At 73.2% G+C, this 16,996-nt stretch carries 22 protein-coding genes; 10 read left to right on the top strand and 12 right to left on the bottom strand.

Features of this window, described 5'->3' with window-relative positions:
* Positions 1-27: 27 nt before the first annotated feature.
* Together FZC61_RS17965 and FZC61_RS17960 are read left to right on the top strand one after the other, a co-directional pair.
* Positions 28-1,584 (top strand): alpha/beta hydrolase family protein, encoded by a 1,557-nt coding sequence (locus FZC61_RS17965; protein WP_211357318.1) that lies wholly within the window; start codon positions 28-30, stop codon positions 1,582-1,584.
* A 59-nt stretch (positions 1,585-1,643) separates the two neighbouring features.
* Positions 1,644-2,942 (top strand): phosphodiester glycosidase family protein, encoded by a 1,299-nt coding sequence (locus FZC61_RS17960; RefSeq protein WP_148615557.1) that lies wholly within the window; start codon positions 1,644-1,646, stop codon positions 2,940-2,942.
* 18 nt (positions 2,943-2,960) lie between these two features.
* On the opposite strand, the gene FZC61_RS17955 is transcribed toward FZC61_RS17960, so the two are convergent.
* Positions 2,961-3,518 carry a hypothetical protein gene (locus FZC61_RS17955; RefSeq protein WP_148615556.1) on the bottom strand — a complete coding sequence of 186 codons (558 nt, stop codon included), beginning with the start codon at positions 3,516-3,518 and terminating at the stop codon, positions 2,961-2,963.
* Positions 3,519-3,566: 48 nt separating this feature from the next.
* Here FZC61_RS17955 and FZC61_RS17950 point away from each other — a divergent pair, with 48 nt between their 5' ends.
* Positions 3,567-4,148: a mismatch-specific DNA-glycosylase gene (locus tag FZC61_RS17950; protein ID WP_148615555.1), complete on the top strand. Its 582-nt coding sequence runs from the start codon at positions 3,567-3,569 to the stop codon at positions 4,146-4,148.
* A gap of 53 nt (positions 4,149-4,201) precedes the next feature.
* On the opposite strand, the gene FZC61_RS17945 is transcribed toward FZC61_RS17950, so the two are convergent.
* Positions 4,202-5,446: a glucose-1-phosphate adenylyltransferase gene (locus tag FZC61_RS17945; RefSeq protein ID WP_148615554.1), complete on the bottom strand. Its 1,245-nt coding sequence runs from the start codon at positions 5,444-5,446 to the stop codon at positions 4,202-4,204.
* Between the two features lie 47 nt (positions 5,447-5,493).
* On the opposite strand from FZC61_RS17945, the gene glgA reads away from it, so the two are divergent.
* On the top strand, positions 5,494-6,678 hold the full coding sequence (gene glgA / locus FZC61_RS17940; RefSeq protein ID WP_148615553.1) for a glycogen synthase: 1,185 nt from the start codon (positions 5,494-5,496) through the stop codon (positions 6,676-6,678).
* Here the strand turns inward: glgA and FZC61_RS17935 are convergent.
* Positions 6,663-7,061: a hypothetical protein gene (locus FZC61_RS17935; protein ID WP_148615552.1), complete on the bottom strand. Its 399-nt coding sequence runs from the start codon at positions 7,059-7,061 to the stop codon at positions 6,663-6,665. The two genes, glgA and FZC61_RS17935, sit on opposite strands and share 16 nt — an antisense overlap.
* Positions 7,062-7,154: 93 nt before the next feature.
* On the opposite strand from FZC61_RS17935, the gene FZC61_RS17930 reads away from it, so the two are divergent.
* Entirely contained in the window at positions 7,155-7,844 is a 690-nt protein-coding gene (locus FZC61_RS17930) for a hypothetical protein (RefSeq protein ID WP_246142769.1), read from the top strand.
* 18 nt (positions 7,845-7,862) lie between these two features.
* Here the strand turns inward: FZC61_RS17930 and FZC61_RS17925 are convergent, their stop codons facing one another.
* The 4 genes from FZC61_RS17925 to FZC61_RS17910 are packed head-to-tail and all read right to left on the bottom strand — an operon-like array spanning position 7,863 to position 10,197.
* Positions 7,863-8,651, bottom strand: coding sequence for a hypothetical protein (locus FZC61_RS17925; protein WP_148615551.1), 789 nt, complete (start codon positions 8,649-8,651; stop codon positions 7,863-7,865).
* Positions 8,652-8,678: 27 nt separating this feature from the next.
* Complete coding sequence (locus tag FZC61_RS17920) at positions 8,679-9,347, bottom strand: SprT-like domain-containing protein (protein ID WP_148615550.1); 669 nt, start codon at positions 9,345-9,347, stop codon at positions 8,679-8,681.
* Between the two features lie 59 nt (positions 9,348-9,406).
* A complete protein-coding gene (locus FZC61_RS17915) occupies positions 9,407-10,012 on the bottom strand; it encodes a serine aminopeptidase domain-containing protein (RefSeq protein ID WP_148615549.1) in 606 nt (201 codons plus the stop codon).
* A complete protein-coding gene (locus tag FZC61_RS17910) occupies positions 10,009-10,197 on the bottom strand; it encodes a hypothetical protein (protein WP_148615548.1) in 189 nt (62 codons plus the stop codon). The genes FZC61_RS17915 and FZC61_RS17910 overlap by 4 nt, the downstream gene beginning before the upstream one ends.
* Before the next feature lie 18 nt (positions 10,198-10,215).
* Between FZC61_RS17910 and FZC61_RS17905 the strand changes: the two genes are divergently transcribed.
* Positions 10,216-10,863 (top strand): hypothetical protein, encoded by a 648-nt coding sequence (locus FZC61_RS17905; RefSeq protein WP_148615547.1) that lies wholly within the window; start codon positions 10,216-10,218, stop codon positions 10,861-10,863.
* An 81-nt stretch (positions 10,864-10,944) separates the two neighbouring features.
* Here FZC61_RS17905 and FZC61_RS17900 read toward each other — a convergent pair whose 3' ends face one another.
* The 4 genes from FZC61_RS17900 to FZC61_RS17885 form a co-directional block, all read right to left on the bottom strand.
* Positions 10,945-11,277 carry a TraR/DksA family transcriptional regulator gene (locus FZC61_RS17900; RefSeq protein ID WP_148615546.1) on the bottom strand — a complete coding sequence of 111 codons (333 nt, stop codon included), beginning with the start codon at positions 11,275-11,277 and terminating at the stop codon, positions 10,945-10,947.
* Between the two features lie 23 nt (positions 11,278-11,300).
* Positions 11,301-11,891 carry an excalibur calcium-binding domain-containing protein gene (locus FZC61_RS23490; protein ID WP_211357317.1) on the bottom strand — a complete coding sequence of 197 codons (591 nt, stop codon included), beginning with the start codon at positions 11,889-11,891 and terminating at the stop codon, positions 11,301-11,303.
* 153 nt (positions 11,892-12,044) lie between these two features.
* The gene (locus tag FZC61_RS17890; protein WP_148615545.1) at positions 12,045-12,524 is read right to left on the bottom strand and encodes a DUF4383 domain-containing protein; all 480 of its coding nucleotides are present in this window, start codon (positions 12,522-12,524) and stop codon (positions 12,045-12,047) included.
* A gap of 96 nt (positions 12,525-12,620) precedes the next feature.
* A complete protein-coding gene (locus tag FZC61_RS17885) occupies positions 12,621-13,598 on the bottom strand; it encodes an ERCC4 domain-containing protein (RefSeq protein ID WP_148615544.1) in 978 nt (325 codons plus the stop codon).
* 167 nt (positions 13,599-13,765) lie between these two features.
* Here FZC61_RS17885 and FZC61_RS17880 point away from each other — a divergent pair, with 167 nt between their 5' ends.
* From FZC61_RS17880 to FZC61_RS17865, 4 genes are all read left to right on the top strand, one after another.
* The gene (locus FZC61_RS17880) at positions 13,766-14,098 is read left to right on the top strand and encodes a WXG100 family type VII secretion target (RefSeq protein ID WP_148615543.1); all 333 of its coding nucleotides are present in this window, start codon (positions 13,766-13,768) and stop codon (positions 14,096-14,098) included.
* A complete protein-coding gene (locus FZC61_RS17875; RefSeq protein ID WP_148615542.1) occupies positions 14,095-14,385 on the top strand; it encodes a WXG100 family type VII secretion target in 291 nt (96 codons plus the stop codon). The genes FZC61_RS17880 and FZC61_RS17875 overlap by 4 nt, the downstream gene beginning before the upstream one ends.
* A gap of 74 nt (positions 14,386-14,459) precedes the next feature.
* Entirely contained in the window at positions 14,460-15,683 is a 1,224-nt protein-coding gene (locus tag FZC61_RS17870) for a WXG100-like domain-containing protein (RefSeq protein ID WP_148615541.1), read from the top strand.
* A 5-nt stretch (positions 15,684-15,688) separates the two neighbouring features.
* Positions 15,689-16,021, top strand: coding sequence for a hypothetical protein (locus tag FZC61_RS17865; RefSeq protein ID WP_211357316.1), 333 nt, complete (start codon positions 15,689-15,691; stop codon positions 16,019-16,021).
* Between the two features lie 342 nt (positions 16,022-16,363).
* On the opposite strand, the gene FZC61_RS17855 is transcribed toward FZC61_RS17865, so the two are convergent.
* The gene (locus FZC61_RS17855) at positions 16,364-16,948 is read right to left on the bottom strand and encodes a nuclease-related domain-containing protein (protein ID WP_170286172.1); all 585 of its coding nucleotides are present in this window, start codon (positions 16,946-16,948) and stop codon (positions 16,364-16,366) included.
* Between the last annotated feature and the right edge of the window lie 48 nt (positions 16,949-16,996).

Genomic DNA, 16,996 nt, shown 5'->3' with positions numbered 1-16,996 from the left:
TCGGCACAGTCGCTCGTTGATGCTCCCGTGGACCTGCGCAAGACCGCCGTGACCCTGACCGCTCTGACCGCCCTGGCGGCCGGCCTCGTCGCGCCCGCCGCCACCGTCGTGGCGCCGGCCGCGGCCGCCCTGCCCGGGGTGACGACGACCAACGGGTGCCTGTCGAGCGTCCCGGAGCCGGGCAGCACGACGCCGGTCAAGATCTGCTACTCGATCTTCAAGCCGGCCGGCGCGTCGAAGCGCCAGAGCGTGCCGCTGATCATGCACAGCCACGGCTGGGCCGGCTCGCGGGTCACCGACCCGGCCGACCTCAAGGAGTTCCTCGCGGCCGGCTACGGCGTGCTGTCCTTCGACCAGCGCGGCTTCGGCGAGTCCGGCGGCCAGGCCCACGTCGAGACCCCCCGGCTCGAGGGCGTCGACGTCCGCAAGCTGGTCGACCTCGTCGCCTCGCTGCCGTGGGTGCAGAAGGACGGCCCGGGCGACCCGCGCCTGGGCGCGATCGGCGGCAGCTACGGCGGCGGCTACCAGTTCCTGGGCGCCTTCGAGGAGCTGCGCCTGCACGGCAAGCCGGTCTTCGACGCCCTGGCCCCCGAGATCACCTGGAACTCCCTCAAGGGCTCGCTGGCTCCCGACAACGTCGCCCGGACCGAGTGGGCCGCGGCGCTCTCCGCGGCAGCCGTCCCGTCCGACGCGTTGCCGACGCCCGTCTACGCGGCGCTCGCCGAGGCCGCCGCGACCGGCAACTGGCCCGACGGCTCCGGCCCGACCGGTGAGGACCTCGACGCGTTCTTCCTCAAGAACGGGCCGGCGTGGCACGTCTCGCAGGGCCGCCGGCTCGACATCCCCGTGCTGTTCGGGCAGGGCACGACCGACGGCCTCTTCCCGCTGCAGCAGGGCCTGGCCAACTGGCGTACGGCGATCACCGCCCAGGCCCGCCGCAAGAGCATCTTCGTGGGCTACAACGGCGGCCACGTGCTGCCGCAGCTGCTGCCGCAGGGCATCAACGTGACCTCCGACCCGTGCAGCCGGCGCCTGGCCGGCGGCGACTTCCGCCAGCTCTCGATCCGCTTCTTCGACGAGCAGCTGCGGGGCCGCTCGACCGGTCTGCGCGGCTACGGCCGCCTCCACCTCGCGACGCCGGCGTCGCGGTGCCTGACCGTCGACTCCCCCGACGCGACCCGGTCCGTCGAGCTCGGCACCGTCGTCAGCACCAGCGCGGCCGGGGTGCCGCTGCCCTACGAGATCGCCGCCGGTCCGCTCGAGGTGGCCGGGACGCCGTACCTCACCGCGGCGGTCACGACCGCCGGCCTCGAGAACCGGGCGTTCTACGGCCTGGCCGTCGGCACCTCGCCGGCCGACGCCCACCTGGTGCAGAACAACGTGCTCCCGCTGCGCGAGCCCGGCCTGGTCTCCGGCGTACGCCGGCGCATCGCCCTGCCGTCGGTGGCCGTCGACGTGCCGGCCGGCCAGCACCTCTACCTGCTGGTCTCGCCGGTGAGCGACACCTTCGTCGGGATGGGGTCGCGCACGCCGGGCGTCGTCTCGCTGGACGACACCGTGGTGCACCTGCCCGTCATGAGGTAACCACCGACACCCCGGGCGAAACATCAGCCCCACGCGTCACAGGTCTTTACCCTGGGGCGGTGCGGCCCTTCCCCCCTCTCGCCGTCCTGAGCTGCCTGCTCGCGCTGTCAGCACCCCTCGTCGTGCCCGCCGGGCTGCCGGGAGCCGTCGCCGACCAGGCACGCCCCTCGGCACAGCCCGTCGCGAGCCGGGGAACAGGCCACCTCGCGGGGGACGACGACGGACCCGACGGCTACGTGCAGGGCACGCGCAAGCCCCAGACCAGCGACGGCGTGATCGGTCCGGCCGCGCGCGACCTCCCCCCGCTGCTGCGAGGCACCGAGCGCCCGGCCCGGCCGGTCCGGCGCTTCCGGGTCGTGCCGGGCGTCACCGTCACGAGATGGGACGAGGGCTCGGCGCGCGGACCCGTGCGCTTCTCGCTGATGACCGTGAAGTACCGCACGCCCGGGCTCACCGTCGACTACGCCGATCCCGGCCGCGTGGGCCGGACCGCGCCGGTGGCGAGCATGGTGGCGCGCGACGGGGCCGTGGCCGGCGTCAACGGCGACTTCTTCGACATCGGGCGCACCGGCGCCCCGCTGGGGCTGGGCCGTGACCGCCGACGCGGCCTGGTGCACGGGCGCCTCGCGGGCTGGAACTCCGCCTTCTCCTTCGGCCGCGGCGGGTGGCCCGACATCGGGCCGCTGGCCACGCACGTGCGGGTCCGCGAGCACCCCGGGCTCACCGTCGCGACCCTCAACAGCCCCAACGTCAAGGCCGACCAGGTCGGCGCCTACACGCCCGTGTGGGGCGAGGCGTCGGGCTACGCGTGGACCGAGGGCCAGCGCCGCGGCGTCCGCCTGGTGCAGGTGCTCAAGGGACGCGTGGTGTTCACCGGGACCAAGCTGCCCGACGACCGCCCCTTCCGGGGCACCCTGCTGGTCGGACGCGGGGCCGGCGCCCGGGCGCTGACCGCGCTCAAGCGTGGGTCCCGGGCCACGGTGTCGTCGTACGTCGACGGGCAGCCGCGGATGGCGATCACCGGCAACGCGTTCCTCGTGCGCGACGGGCTGATCACCGCCGTCGACGACCGCGAGATGCACCCCCGCACCGCCATCGGCATCGACCGCGACACCAAGTCGCTGCTGCTGCTGGTGGTCGACGGACGACAGTCCTTCAGCCGCGGCTACACGATGGTCGAGCTGGCCGACACGATGATCGACCTCGGCGCCGACGAGGCCCTCAACCTCGACGGCGGCGGCTCCTCGACCATGGTCGCCCGACGACGCGGGGCGCTGCGGGTGGTCAACTCGCCGTCCGACGGGTTCGCCCGGTCGGTGGCCAACGCGATCGCGATCCGCTACCGCGCACCCCGCTGACCGGCCACCCGTCGCCCGTCACCCGTTGATCGTGACGACCGCGACCGAGGTGACCGGGGCGAAGCACTCCAGCATCGGGTCGGCGACCTTGAGACCGTTGATCTCGTAGCCCCCGTCGGCGGCGGCGTCGACGACGACCCCGGGCGGGGTGTCGCAGCCGAACCCGACGACCGCGCCGTAGAGGGCCTGTCCGTCCTGCGGCGGGTGGGCCTCGACGGCCGCGCGTACGTCGCCCGCGAGCTGCTCGGAGAAGGCTGCGGTGAAGGCGTCGACGTCGGCGGGCGAGGCCAGCGGCACGGCCTCGGGTGAGACCGCACCCCCGCCCGCGGTGGCGCTGACCATCTCGGCGAGCTCGAACCGCACCCCGCCGGGGGTGAGCGGCGGGCTCTTGGTGGGCTGGTCGGTCGCGGTGGTCGACGGGACGGTCGTGCTGGTGGTCGGGTCGGAGGTGGTGGTCGGGGCCGGGTCGGAGGCCGTCGGCGACTCCTCGGCGCCGCAGCCGGCCAGGGCGCCGAGCCCGCCGAGGAGCAGGCACGCCAGCAGCAGGGACGAGAGGGCACCGGGTCGACGTCGCATGGTGGTCCGACGTTACTGCGCCGCCTCGGGTTCCGGCAGGCTGTCGTCGTGGGGTTCACGCGTGCCGAGCTGGAGTCGTTCCGCGACGCGACCGTGCCCGACCTGCTGCCGCCGCCGGGCCGGCCGCTGAGGCTGCTGTTCGTCGGCATCAACCCGGGTCTGTGGACCGCGGCGACCCGCACCCACTTCGCCTACCCCGGCAACCGCTTCTACCCCGCGCTGCTGGCCGCCGGGATCCTCGAGCACCGCATCGACCCGGCCGCCGGGATGACCGACGCCGACCGCGACCACCTGCGCTCGCGCGGCATCGGCATCACCAACGTCGCCCCGCGCGCCACCGCCAAGGCCTCCGAGCTCACGCCCGCCGAGCTGCGCGAGGGCGGCGTACGCCTGCGCGCGCTCGTCGCGCGGCGCGAGCCCGCCGTCGTCGCGATCGCCGGCATCACCGCCTACCGGACCGCGTTCGGGGCACCCAAGGCGGTGATGGGACGCCAGCCGGAGCCGTGGGGCACCAGCGTGCTGTGGGTGGTGCCCAACCCGAGCGGGCTCAACGCCCACGAGACGGTCGAGACCCTCGCCGCGGCGTACGCCGAGCCGGCGCGGGTCGCGGGGGTGCTCAGCGGAGGTTGAGCGGTAGTGCCGGGGGTTTCGAGGCTCCTCCCTCGTTCCTCGGTCGGAGCACCTCAACCACCGTGCGGGAACGGCTGGTCCTTGCCGAGCACGGTCAGGCCGTCCTCGACGACGAAGCCGCGGGCGAGGTCCTCCTCGTGGTCGACGCCGACCCGGGCCCCGTCGGGCACCACCACGTTCTTGTCCAGGATCGCGTTGCGGACCACGGCGCCGGCACCGATGCGGACGCCGTTCATCAGCACCGCGCCGTCGACGGTCGCGCCCGGGGCGACGTAGACCGCGGGCGAGAGCACCGATCTCAGCACCGTGGCGCCACTGACCACGACCCCCGGCGCGAGCACGGCGTCGTCGACCGTCGCCGCGACCCCGTCACCGGCGCCGACCTTGGCCGGCGGCTGGGGGCCGTAGGAGGTGTAAATCGGCCAGTCGAAGTTGTAGAGGTTGAAGACCGGGAGCGGCGAGACGACGTCCATGTGGGCGGCGTAGTAGGAGCCGAGGGTCCCGACGTCGCGCCAGTAGCCGCGGTCGCGGTCGGTCGAGCCGGGCACCACGTTGTCCTTGAAGTCGTAGACGCCCGCGAGGTCGCGGCGCGCGAAGGACGGCACGATGTCGCCGCCCATGTCGTGCTTGGAGCCGTCGGTCGTGGCGTCGCGGGTGACGGCCTCGACCAGCGCGTCGGCGTCGAAGACGTAGTTGCCCATCGAGGCGAGCACCTCGCCGGGGCTGTCGGGCAGGCCGACGGGGTCGGTGGGCTTCTCGAGGAACTCCCGGATCTGGCGCGGGGAGTCGGGCTTGACGTCGATGACGCCGAACTGGTCGGCCATCTCGATGGGCTGCCGGATCGCCGCGACGGTGCAGGCCGCGCCGGAGTCGACGTGCTGGGCGACCATCTGGGAGAAGTCCATCCGGTAGACGTGGTCGGCACCCACGACGACCACGATGTCGGGCTTCTCGTCCTTGATGAGGTTCAGCGACTGGTAGATCGCGTCGCCGCTGCCGAGGTACCAGTGCTTGCCGACGCGCTGCTGGGCCGGCACCGGCGTCACGTAGTTGCCGAGCATCGTCGACATCCGCCAGGTCTGGGAGACGTGGCGGTCGAGGCTGTGCGACTTGTACTGCGTGAGCACGACGACCTGCAGGTAGCCGGAGTTGACCACGTTGGACAGGGCGTAGTCGATGAGCCGGTAGATGCCGGCGAACGGCACCGCCGGCTTGGCTCGGTCGGCGGTCAGCGGCATCAGCCGCTTGCCCTCGCCGCCGGCGAGCACGATGGCCAGGACCTTCTTGCGGTGGCTCATGTGAGGCACGTTACCCATGGCGTCGACCCCGGGCTTAGGTTGGCGGCGTGAGGGTCGACGTGCTGAGCAAGGAATACCCCCCGTCCGTCTACGGCGGCGCCGGGGTCCACGTGGCCGAGCTGGTGCGCGCGCTGCGCGCCCGTGGCGACGTCGACACCCGGGTCCACGCGTTCGGCGGGCCGCGCGACGAGGCCGGCACGTCGTCGTACCCCGACCTCGCCGAGCTCGCCGGCGCCAACGCCGCGTTGAAGACCCTCGGGGTCGACCTGGCGATCGCCGACGGCTGCGCCGGCACCGACCTGGTCCACTCCCACACCTGGTACGCCAACATGGCCGGCCACCTCGCGTCGCTGCTGCACGGCGTGCCCCACGTCGTGAGCGCCCACTCCCTCGAGCCGCTGCGCCCGTGGAAGGCCGAGCAGCTCGGCGGCGGCTACGCCGTGTCGTCGTGGGTCGAGCAGACGTCGTACGAGGCGGCCGCGGCCGTCATCGCGGTGTCCGCAGCGATGCGTGACGACGTGCTCGCGTCGTACCCCGAGATCGACCCGGCCAAGGTCCAGGTCGTCCACAACGGCATCGACACCGAGCTGTGGCGCCCGACGCCGGCGCCCGACCGGGCGCGCGAGCTGGGTGTCGACCCCGACCGACCCTCGGTCGTCTTCGTCGGCCGGATCACCCGCCAGAAGGGCCTGCCGCTCTTCCTGCGCGCGGTCGCGGCGCTGCCGCCCGAGGTGCAGGTCGTGCTGTGCGCCGGCGCCCCCGACACCCCCGAGATCGAGGCCGAGGTGCGCGGGCTCGTCGACTCGCTCGCGGCGTCGCGCACCGGGGTCGTGTGGATCCCCGAGATGCTGCCGCGCGCCGACGTGGTGGCGCTGCTGACCGCGGCCACCGTCTTCGCCTGCCCGTCGATCTACGAGCCCCTGGGCATCGTCAACCTCGAGGCGATGGCCTGCGAGACCGCCGTCGTGGCCACCGCAACCGGGGGCATCCCCGAGGTCGTCGTCCCCGGCGAGACCGGCTCGCTGGTGCCGATCGAGCAGGCCGCCGACGGCACCGGCACCCCCCTCGACCCCGAGCAGTACGTCGCCGACTTCGCCGAGGCGCTGACCGCGCTGGTCACCGACCCCGACCGCGCGGCGGCGTACGGGAAGGCCGGTCGCGAGCGCGCGATCGCGTCGTTCAGCTGGGACGCGATCGCCGAGCGGACCGTCGAGGTCTACCGCTCGGTCTGACCGCTCGGGCCGCTCGACGGGCCGGTCCGGTGGACCTGCAGGTCGATCACCACCGCCTCGCGCTCGGGCACGCCCTGCTCGGTGAGCCGGTGGCCGCCGCGCAGGCCGTGGTCGAGGGCCGTCAGCAACGCGTCGGCGGTGCTCGGCGCCAGGAACTCGCGCGACAGGAAGCGCAGCCAGCCGGCCACGCTCGCGGGGTCGGCGGCGGCCGACGCCTCGTCGAGCTGCAGCAGGCGGCCGTCGGCACTCGGGCGCCACGGGCAGCGCCGGCTCGGCTGGCCCGGCCAGACCCGGCGTACGCGCGAGGCGATGGTGCCGAACGACGCGAGGAACTCGACCTCGGCTGCGGCGAGCGGCGGGTCGATGGACAGGGAGCGGGACACCGGTTCCTCTCGAGCGGCGGGCGTCCTGTCCGTACCCACGGCAGCCTCACCCATACGCCTACGTGGCCGCCGCGCGACCACTAGTTTGGCGCCGTGACCGGCAAGCTGATGTACACGCTGTGGGACGTCGACGCGGCGGCCCTGCACTCCCCCGACCTGCGAGACGCCCTGGCCGCGGCCGGCGCGACCCGCGTGCAGCTCAACGTCGACGACGAGGCGGTCGCGGCGGCGATGCGGCTGACCACCGGGCCGTCGCCGGTCGGCGCCGTCGTCAGCGTGTGGGGGCCCATGTCGGCCGCGCCGGGGGTGACCGCCGCGCTGGCCACCGTGGCCGGCACCGTGGCCGGCTGGGAGGTCGACGAACGCCGGCCCATCGACCCGCCGGAGTCGTGGGACGGCACCCGCGTCGACGCCCTGGCCAACATCGCCGTGCTGCGGCGCCCCGCCGAGCTCACCGTCGAGGAGTGGCGGCACCGGTGGCTCGTCGACCACACGCCGGTCGCCATCGCCACCCAGGGCACCTTCGGCTACCTGCAGAACGTCGTCGTCGCACCGGTGACCGACCCGGCCGACCTGCCCACCGGGTTCGCCCCGGTCGCCGCGCTGGTCGAGGAGCTCTTCCCCAGCGCCGGCATCACCGACGTGCACGCGTTCTTCGGCAGCGGCGGCGACGACGCCGAGCTGGCGGACCGGATGACCCGCATGATGGCCAGCGTCGCGCGCTTCGGCGCCGACCGTGACCTCGACCTGGTGCCGACCAGCCGCTACCTGCACGCGCTCTGAGCCTGGTGCCGGCCGGGGTCAGGGGACGACGCGGCGTACGACGGTGCCGTCGAGGCGGGCGGCGAGGTAGCCGGTCTCGTTGAACTGGTTGGTCGCGTAAGCCAGGACGCGCGCCCCGTCGTCGTCGAAGACCGTCGAGCGGCCGCGCACGATCACGTAGGTCGTCGTGGGGTCCTCGACCAGCTTCTCCGCCCGGCGGACCAGCCGCCCGAGGACCGCCGGGTCGACCTCGGCGAGGTCGACCCGCTCGGACGAGGCGGTGCTCGAGGGGCCGAAGTCGTCGAAGGCGCCGTCCCAGTACAGCGACGACGAGCGGGCCGAGGTCGCGTCGACCGGCACCGTGACCACGGCGTACGCGGGGTAGAGCACCGCCTCGAACACCTGCGTCCCTCCGGTGCGCCGGCCGACCGCCGCCACCAGGTCGGCGTAGCCGCCGGGCGAGAGCACCTCCGGTGGCGCGCCGGGGGACGGTGCGTAGTCGGGCAGGTCGAGGTCGGGCACCACCACCGCGGGCACCTCGACGCTGGTGCCGGCGGTGTCGCTGCCACCGCGGTCGGTCTCGACGAAGATCGCCGCCACCCCCACGACCGCCGCCACGGCCACCGCGCCCGCCAGGGTCGGCCCGGTCCGCCGTCCCGTGCGGGGCGGTGACGTCGCGGACGACGGCTCGTCGGCCGTGGGCGGCCCGTAAGGCACGGCGCCGTGCGGCGCGAGCGTGGGCTCACGACCCCACGGCGACACCTCGTCGCCCGCTGCCTCCTCCTCGGACCCGCCGGGGTCGTACGGCGGCCACTGCTGGTCGGTCACGGGGCCACGCTAGGGCAGCGACACCCCTCAGCGGACCCGCTCGGCCAGCGCGAACGGCACGCGCACCAGCGTGCGCCCACTGCGCAGGTGGTAGCTGGTGCGGCCGAGCTTGACGACCTTGCCGACCCGGCCCTCGTGCTCGCCGGGCGCGGTGATGCGCAGGCGGGTGCCGACCTGGTGGACCACGAGGCCGCGACCGGCGCGCAGCCGCGCGAGCTCGGCCTCGTAGTTGGGGTGCATCACCGCGGGCCGGCCGTGGTGGGTCCAGGTGAAGACGTGGGCCAGGTCGAAGGTCGGGGAGCACTCGCCGCAGGTCATCACGCGCTCGGGGCGGCGGTGCCGGCCGGAGGTGTGACCGCCGGGGCAGGCCCCGAGCCAGGGCGGTTCGACGCGGGGCGAGTCGGGCGAGACGCAGCGCTCGCCGCTGCAGCCGATGCGCAGCGCCGTCTCGCGCCACACGGCGTCGTGGCCGTGCTGCGGGCCCGCCAGGGCGTGGGCGATCTCGTGCAGGACGGTGTCACGGACCTCGAGCTCGGAGTGCAGGGAGGTCAGCGGGGCGCTCAACCCGAGCACCTTCGGCCCGAACCGGCAGATGCCGGCCCGCTTCTTGGCCCCGTCGAAGGCGACGGTCCAGTCGGTCAGCCCGTGGTGCTCGAGGAGGTCCTCGGCCAGGGCGAAGGCGTCGCGCAGGTCCACGTCCCCGACTCTAGGCAGGCCCACCGACACCCGCGCGGCGACGTACCGTCGGCAGGGTCCTAGAGCCGGTCGAGCACGAAGTCGGCGGCCGCCTGCTCGAAGGCCCGGCCGTGGCGCAGCATCGCGTGCTTGCCCCCGTGCACGACCTCGAACTCGACGTCGGCCGAGCGCGACAGGCGATCGGCCACCGCACGGGCCCGCTCGGGCCGCGCGATCCGGTCGTGGTCCCCGTGGACGAACAGCACCGAGCGCCCCGGCAGCGGCACGCCGTCGTCGGGGTAGACCCACGGGTTGAGCGCGACCACGGTGCGCACCGCGTCGTGCGCGGCGGCCAGCAGGGCGGCACGCCCGCCGAGCGAGTGGCCGACCAGCGCGACCGGGAGACCGGGCCAGCGCTCGGCGACCTGCGCGATCGCCCAGGCGGCGTCGTCGAGGGGCGTGTGGTGGGTGTCCCAGCCGCGGTAGGAGTTGAGCAGCCGTACGACGGCCAGCCGGTCGCCGCCGACGCGGGCGATCCGCCGGGCCACCGGGATCATCCGCAGCACCGACAGCTGGGTCGGGCTGACCATCATCCGCTGCTGGCGCGCGGCGCCGCCGTGCAGGACGACCACCGCGCACACCGGGGCCGACGGCGTACGCACGTCGATGAGGCGGTGGGTGCTCATCGGGCGTCGTCGGCCCCGCGGTCGGTCCGGTCGGTCCGGTCGGCCTCGGCGAGCCGCTCGTGCAGCCGGGCCCGCACCTGGTCGGGCGTCACCTGCGTCCGGCGCCGCTGGTCGCGGGCGACCACCGCACCGGTGGCGGCCACGCCGGCCACCCCGGCCAGTCCCAGCCACTTCCAGAGCTTCATGCGCCAGACTCCTTCTCCATGACCGCCCCTCGGACCCCCAGCCTCGGGCTCGACGCAGCGGTCGACCTCACCCGCACCGGCGACCTGTGGCTGTTTCGCGGACACTCCGCTGCCGACCACGCTATCCGGGTGCTCACCAACGCGCCGGTCAACCACGTGGGGATGGCCGTGGTGATCGACGACCTGCCGCCGCTGATGTGGCACGCCGAGCTGGGCAAGGGTTTGCGCGACGTGTGGACCGGCACCCACCACCGCGGCGTGCAGCTGCACGACCTGCGCGAGGCCGTCGTGCAGTGGTGCGGCCGCTACGAGCAGCGGGCGTGGCTGCGCCAGCTCGACGTGTCGGTGACCGCCGAGCAGGAGGCCGCGGTGCTGCGCACGATCGCGCGGCTCGACGGCACGCCGTTCCCCTCGACCGCAGCGCTGGCCGGGCGCTGGGCCCGCGGTCGTGTACGCCGCCCGGCCGGGGTGGAGATGACCTACTGCGCCGAGGTCGTGGCGACGACGTACCAGGAGATGGGGCTGCTCGGCACCGAGCGCCCCACCAACTACTACGACCCCGGCAAGTTCTGGTCCGGTGACGACCTCGAGCTGCTCGGGGGCGCCACCCTGGGCGCCGAGCTGCACGTCGACGTGCCGGCGATGGCCGGGCTCCCGCAGAAGTAGTACCTGAAGTGCCCTGACGCGTCGTGCCTCAGGGTGGCTCGTCGATCGGTCGGAGGGTTCGGGTAGTAGTCGTGCGGCTGGTCATGCGCAGCCGACGCAGGTGCGGGCGGTGGGCCGCACCTCGAGCCGGGCCGGGTCGATCGGCCGGCCGCACACCTCGCAGCGCCCGTAGGTCCCGGCGTCGAGCCGGGCCAGCGCGGCCTCGACCTCGGCGAGCGAGTGCTCGGCCTGCCGGACCAGCGTGTCGATCTGCGAGCGCTCGAACGCGATCGTCGCGCCCTCCGGGTCGTGCTCGTCGTCGGCGTTGGTGTCGCGCGACGCGGCGACCACCTCGTCGAAGTCGCCGCGCAGGACCGCGAGGCGACGCGTCGTACGACGGCGCTCGTCGTCGAGGCGGGTGCCGGCGTCAGTCATGGCCCATGCCTACCCGACGGGCCTCAGGTCTCGCAGACCACGCCGTCGCCGTCGCGGTCGTCGTACCAGTCGTACTCCGGGTCCGAGCCCGACGTGTAGGGGCCGTAACCCGCGTCGTTGGCCTCCCCGCAGGTACCGAACCGGGGGTCCGTGGACGGCGCGGGTGCCGGCGCGGGTGCGGGTGCCGGGGCGGGCACCTCGACCGGCACCTCGACGACCCGCGGAGGTCGCTGCGCGAGCGCCTGCCGCACGGCCTTCCTGACGGCGGTCGACTGCGCGGCCTTGGCCTGCTGGCGCACCGTGCGCAGGTCGGCCTCGGCCTGCTCCTGCTGGGTCACCAGGTCGGCCTGCAGCTCGTCGGTGGCCGCCGCGACGGCCTCGTCGACCTGCTGGTCCACCTCGGCGTGGGTCAGGCCCTGTGGGACGACCTGGGCCGGCGGCTCGGGGGCTGCGGTGGGTTTCGGTTCGGACTCGGCGTCGCCGGTGGTCGAGACCCCGACGGCCAGGCCGAGGACGAGCCCGGCGACTCCGACCTTGGGCCTGGTCCAGAACGGCTTCCTGGCCGGGGGCGGAGGCGGCGGCGGGGCGGCCGGGATGCGGTAGGCGTCGTACACAGGTATCTGTCTAGTCCACGTTCGGGCCGGGCGTGGCAGAACGAGTGACAACCACCCGGACGGACCCCCGCAGGCTGATCCCGCGGACGCACGGGACGACCCGGGACGGTCCGGACGGGGCCGGACCGCCCCGGGTCGCGAGGCGCGTCCGGTTCAGACGGTGCGGCGGATGTCTCGGTCGCGCCAGATCTTGCGACCGATGAGGCCCAGGGCGATCATCGCGATGCCGAGGACGAGGTGCAGGGCGTCGTCAGCCGCGTTGAGCGGGACGAAGTTGCCCGCGCTGGAGTGGTCGGTGGCGATGCCGTAGACGAAGAGCACCAGGTAGACGGCGCCACCGGCGACCAGGTAGGTCACGGCCGTCGAGGTCTTGCGGGCCAGGGCCAGGCCGGCCACACCGAAGGCGACGTGGACCAGGTTGTGCAGCACCGAGACCTGGAAGATGCCGAGCAGCTTGGCGTTGCTCTCGTGCCCGGCGAGCTGGATGGTGTCGAGGTCCTGCGTGATCCCGGGGACGAAGCCCAGGATGCCCACGAGCAGGAAGACCGCGCCGACGACCAGGGCGAAGGTGCGAACAGGCTTGCCGGAGTCGGTCCGGTGGGTGGAGTTGTCGTGCGTGGCAGCGTTGGCCATGAGATCTCCTTGGGTTTGGAACACCCCGGTGCCCTGTCGCGCCCGTCCCGCTCGGGTCCATCGGGGTGACCCACGCCGTCACAGGCTGCGTGGGTCTCACCGTCGCGCGGCCCTCGCCTGCTCGTAGGCCGCGGCGACGGCCTTCGGGACCCGACCCCGGTCGGAGACGGTGAAGCCGTTGAGCGCAGCCCAGGCCCGCAGCTCGGCAGGGGTCGCGGGTGCCGGGGCGAGGACCGGCGCGTCGGCGAGCCCGGTGACCGTGGCGACGCCGTGGTCCTCCTCGGCGGCAGCGACCCAGGCCGCGGCGAGGAAGCGGTAGGTCCACTCCTGGGCCAGCTTGCGGGTCTCGCAGAAGTGGATGGGCACCTGCGGCCAGCGCACCTGGCACTCGGCGAGGGCCTCGAGCACGACGGCCGGGCGGACGTGCTCGAGGGTGAGCACCTGGGAGTAGCGGTCCTCGACGACCACGGCCGCGCGGGGCACGACGGCGAGGTCGGCGAGCTGGTACTTCAGCTTGCCGCTGGTCAGCGACGACGCCAGGTCGGCCAGGCTCTTGCGCTCGACCGTGGCGACCAGGGCGCCGTCGCGCAGCACGCCGTAGTCGCCGGCGACCAACGCGCCCTTGGTGGTCGTGGCCTGCTGGTCGCCGAAGCCGTAGGCATAGCGCTCGTGGCTGTCGACGACGATCTCGAGGTCGCGCAGCCCGCTGGCCCTGGCGCGCGGGATCGCCCCGGCCGGCCGGGCCTGCTTGGTCGTGCGCGCCGACTGCCAGAAGATCGCCTGCCGCCCGCCCTTGACGGTCGTCATCACCAGCTGGCTGCGGTTCTCGCGCCCGCGGTCGAGCACGAGGTCGATGGAGGCGCCGCGGCGTACGCAGCTGCGCACCGGTACCCGCTCGACCACCTCGACGTCGTCGGGCCACTCGTCGACCCGGTGGCAGTAGATCTTGGCCGTGCGCGGCCAGGTGTCGCGGGCCTTGAGGATGACCCCGCGCTCGCCCAGCGGGATGCGCAGCAGGTAGGGCAGCGTCGAGTCGCCGTCGGGGTTGCGGGCGATCACGAAGTCGTCCGGCATGGCGCCCAGTGTGTCACCCGCAGCACGGATCTATCGGTCGGACAAGGCCGATCGGCGTGGCTGTGGAGAGCGCGGAGAGTTCTCCACAGATTGCTCCGCGGGCCTCCACCGAGGCGTTCTGCGGGCCACGCTGACCGAGTCCTGCAGACCTCGCTCGGGAGCTCCTCATGACCATCGAACTCGTCCACGCCGACCTCCTCGCCACCGTCGCCGAGCTGCGCGACGTCGCGTCCACCCTCGAGGCCGAGCGCCGCCGTACGGACCTCGCGGTCGACGTCCTGCTCGACGGAGGGTGGTCGGGCCGGGCGGCGTCGGCCTACCTCGCGGGCTGGGACGAGTGGCGCACCGGCTGCGACCAGGTGCTGGCCGTGTTGTCGTCGATGGCCGAGCTGATCGCCGCCAGCCGCGCCGACCAGGTCGAGCAGGACGCGATCGCGGCGGCCGCGCTGCGCGCCCTGGCCGGGGAGCTGCTCGCGAAGGTCGACGGGGCCCGGCCGTGACCGGGTACGCCGTCGACCTCGACCAACTCCTCGACACCATCGACGCCCTCAGCCGCTGCGAGGACGCCTGCGACGAGGGGCTCGACCGGGTCCGGTCGCGGGTACGTGCCCTGCACGCCACCTGGTCGGGGCTCAGCGCCACCGCACAGGCCCAGGCGCAGGCCGAGTGGGAGGACGGGTTCGCGCTCATGCGCGAGGGGCTCGCCGACATGCGTCGGGCGGCGTCGACGGCGCGCGCCAACTACCTCGACGCCATCGACGCCAACCTGCGGATGTGGTCGCTGTGACCAAGGTCGTGGTCCACGGCGGCGGCTACCTCGGCGCCGCCGACTACCTGGCCGACGCCAACTGGTGGGCCGCGGTGCACACCGACGACCTCAGCGACGCACTCGCCGGCAGCGGCGCGATGGCGGGCGACTCGTCCTTCGCGGGCGACTTCGCGGCGGCGTACGACGAGGCCGCGGCGGCGACGCTGGCCGCGTGCGACGACGTCGTCGGCGGCCTGGCCTCGCTGTGCCGGATCACCGCCTGCTCCTACGACAACCACCTGCGCGCCGAGCGGTCGTCGATCACCAACACCGAGACCTTCACGGCTGAGCCGCGGGCCCAGGCCCACCTGATCTACGGCGCCGCCTCCCCCACGCCACCGTCGTCGCTCGGCGGCGACGCGTCCTTGCTGCCGGGCTGGGCCAACGTCATCCTCGACCACGTCGAGGGCTTCGTCTGGCCCGACGCCGACGTCGACCGCCTGCGCTCGACGGCCGCGGCGTGGCGCGCGGCCGCCGCGGGTCTCGAGGTGGTGAGCGACAAGACCGGCGGCGCTATCACGTCGCTGTTCGAGGAACGCTCCCCCGAGGTCCTGCCCGCCACCAACGCCATCGGCAACCTGCGCCTGTGCACCGCCGACGTCGCCGCGGCCTGCACCCAGCTCGCCACCGCCTGCGACGACTACGCCACCCAGGTCGAGACCCAGCGTGAGCTGATCCTCGACCTGGTCCGCGACCTGATCCGCGACGCAGTGCTGATCGCCGCGGCCGGTTTCGTCCTCGGCCTGGTCACCGGCGGCAGCACCAACGCGGTCGCCGCCTGGATCAACTCCGGCAAGCTCGCCGCCAAGGTGCCTCAGTTCAAGGCGTTCGTCGAGACGCTGCGTCTGTGGGGGGCCGGCGCGGCTACCGGACTGCGGAGCGGTACCGAGGCGGTGGTGCAAGTGCGGAACAGGCTGACCCCGTTTCGAAACATTGCGCCCATCAGGGCCTGGTCGCATTCGGCCGTCACGGACGCTGGGGCCGTTGCCCGCGTACGGGCGCTACTCGGCGACCCAACCCGGCTCGACCCCCAACTGCTGCGCGGGATGTCACGGCGTGACATCCGAGAGCTGTTGAGTCACTGGGAAATGAAGCCAGCCTCTAAAGGGGTCGGTCTCGTCTTCGTCGACCCCGTCATCAGAGGTAGACAAATACGCGTGATGGAGGCGTATCGCTGGGGTAGTCGGGAGAACAAGCTGACGTTGGGCGACTACGTCGTGGTGTCGCAGAACGGCAGTAAGTTCAAGGTCCCTCTGGAAGGAAACCCATTGCTATGAACAGCATGAAACCTATCCGCGCCGAACTAGTGATGGACCTTGAGGAGACACTCGAGGCACAGGGTTACCTGCCGATGTACGACTTCGTTTGGACGCTAAGAGGGTATGGCAAGGGTCTGGACCTTGCGCAGATGAATGCCCTCAGCTTCGACGTATATGAGGAACTGATGGACAGATACTCGCTGCGCTTGATGTGGGCGACGTGGCCCATAGACACCGGAGCGGCCTGGCCAGCGGACCCGAAGACCCCCCTTGATTTCGACCTCGACCCGGATGGTCCGCTGAGCGAGCCACTATTGGTACTCGTGTTGCAACGTTCGTCGTGCCGCGCAGGCTGAACTGACCGACTACTGGGCAGCAGCTGTCCGTCACCCGTGGTGGTGGCTCGACCTCGATCTCGCGGATCTTGGACTTACCTCCATGGCACGCGGACGCCACGCACTGGCTACGGGCAATCTCATCACGAAGACCGAGGCCATCGACGCAGTGCATGCACCCAAATGGCTTCGCGACGATCTTCGTGCTCGGCGAGACGGGAGGCCTGTCCAGTCCCCGCGGCTGCGAACAGCGTGGATCGCGTGGACCGACGCTCACCACACCACAGCCGCCGCACGGCGCCGGCGCGTCTCTAAGTCCTGATCCTCAGGATCATCATCGACCGCTGTAAGACCCGACCCGACTCAACCCGTCGAGGAGCCCCGTCGGCCACCCAGGCGGAACGACGAGCGCCGGTCGGCGCGGGCCCGCAACGCCTGTGGTGTGGTCAGCTGGCGTCGCAGGTCGGACCCGAGGCGTTGCAGGTCCTCGGCGGCCAGGGCCGACGCGCGGCTCTCCAGCATCGGCACCAGGCCGTACGTCGAGCAGACGACGACCTGCCCGGCCCGGCCGGCCACGCGTCGTCCGGTGAGGCACAGCACGGGCTGGACGGTCGTGCCCATGAGGGTGGAGACGGCGCTCGCCGCCTCGGTGAGGTCGGCGGTGACGTGGGGCTGGGGCCGGCCGTTCTGCTCCAGGACGCCGCAGTTGAGTCGGACGGCGCCGGTCCAGGCCTGGGTGGTGATGGCGAAGACGCCGGTGGGCCCCAGGACGACGTGGTCGATGCCCAGCTCGGTGCGCCCGGGCCAGGCGAGGTCGCTCAGGACGACCCACTCCGGGCCGAGCCCGCTGAGGGCGGCCGTCGTGGCGCACTCGTCGGTGGCCCACGCCTCGCCGAGCACGACGGGGGGCTCGAGATGCTCGGCGTCGTCCCACCGCCTGCGGACCACGGCATCCCCCACGTCTTGAGCCACACCTGTTCATCGGCGCAGCTAGGC

This window comes from Nocardioides rubriscoriae, assembly GCF_008087085.1.
In the GTDB taxonomy this organism is placed as follows: Bacteria; Actinomycetota; Actinomycetes; order Propionibacteriales; family Nocardioidaceae; genus Nocardioides; species Nocardioides rubriscoriae.
The sequence above is the reverse complement of the archived record's forward strand: the minus strand, read 5'-3'. Positions and strand labels throughout refer to the sequence as shown.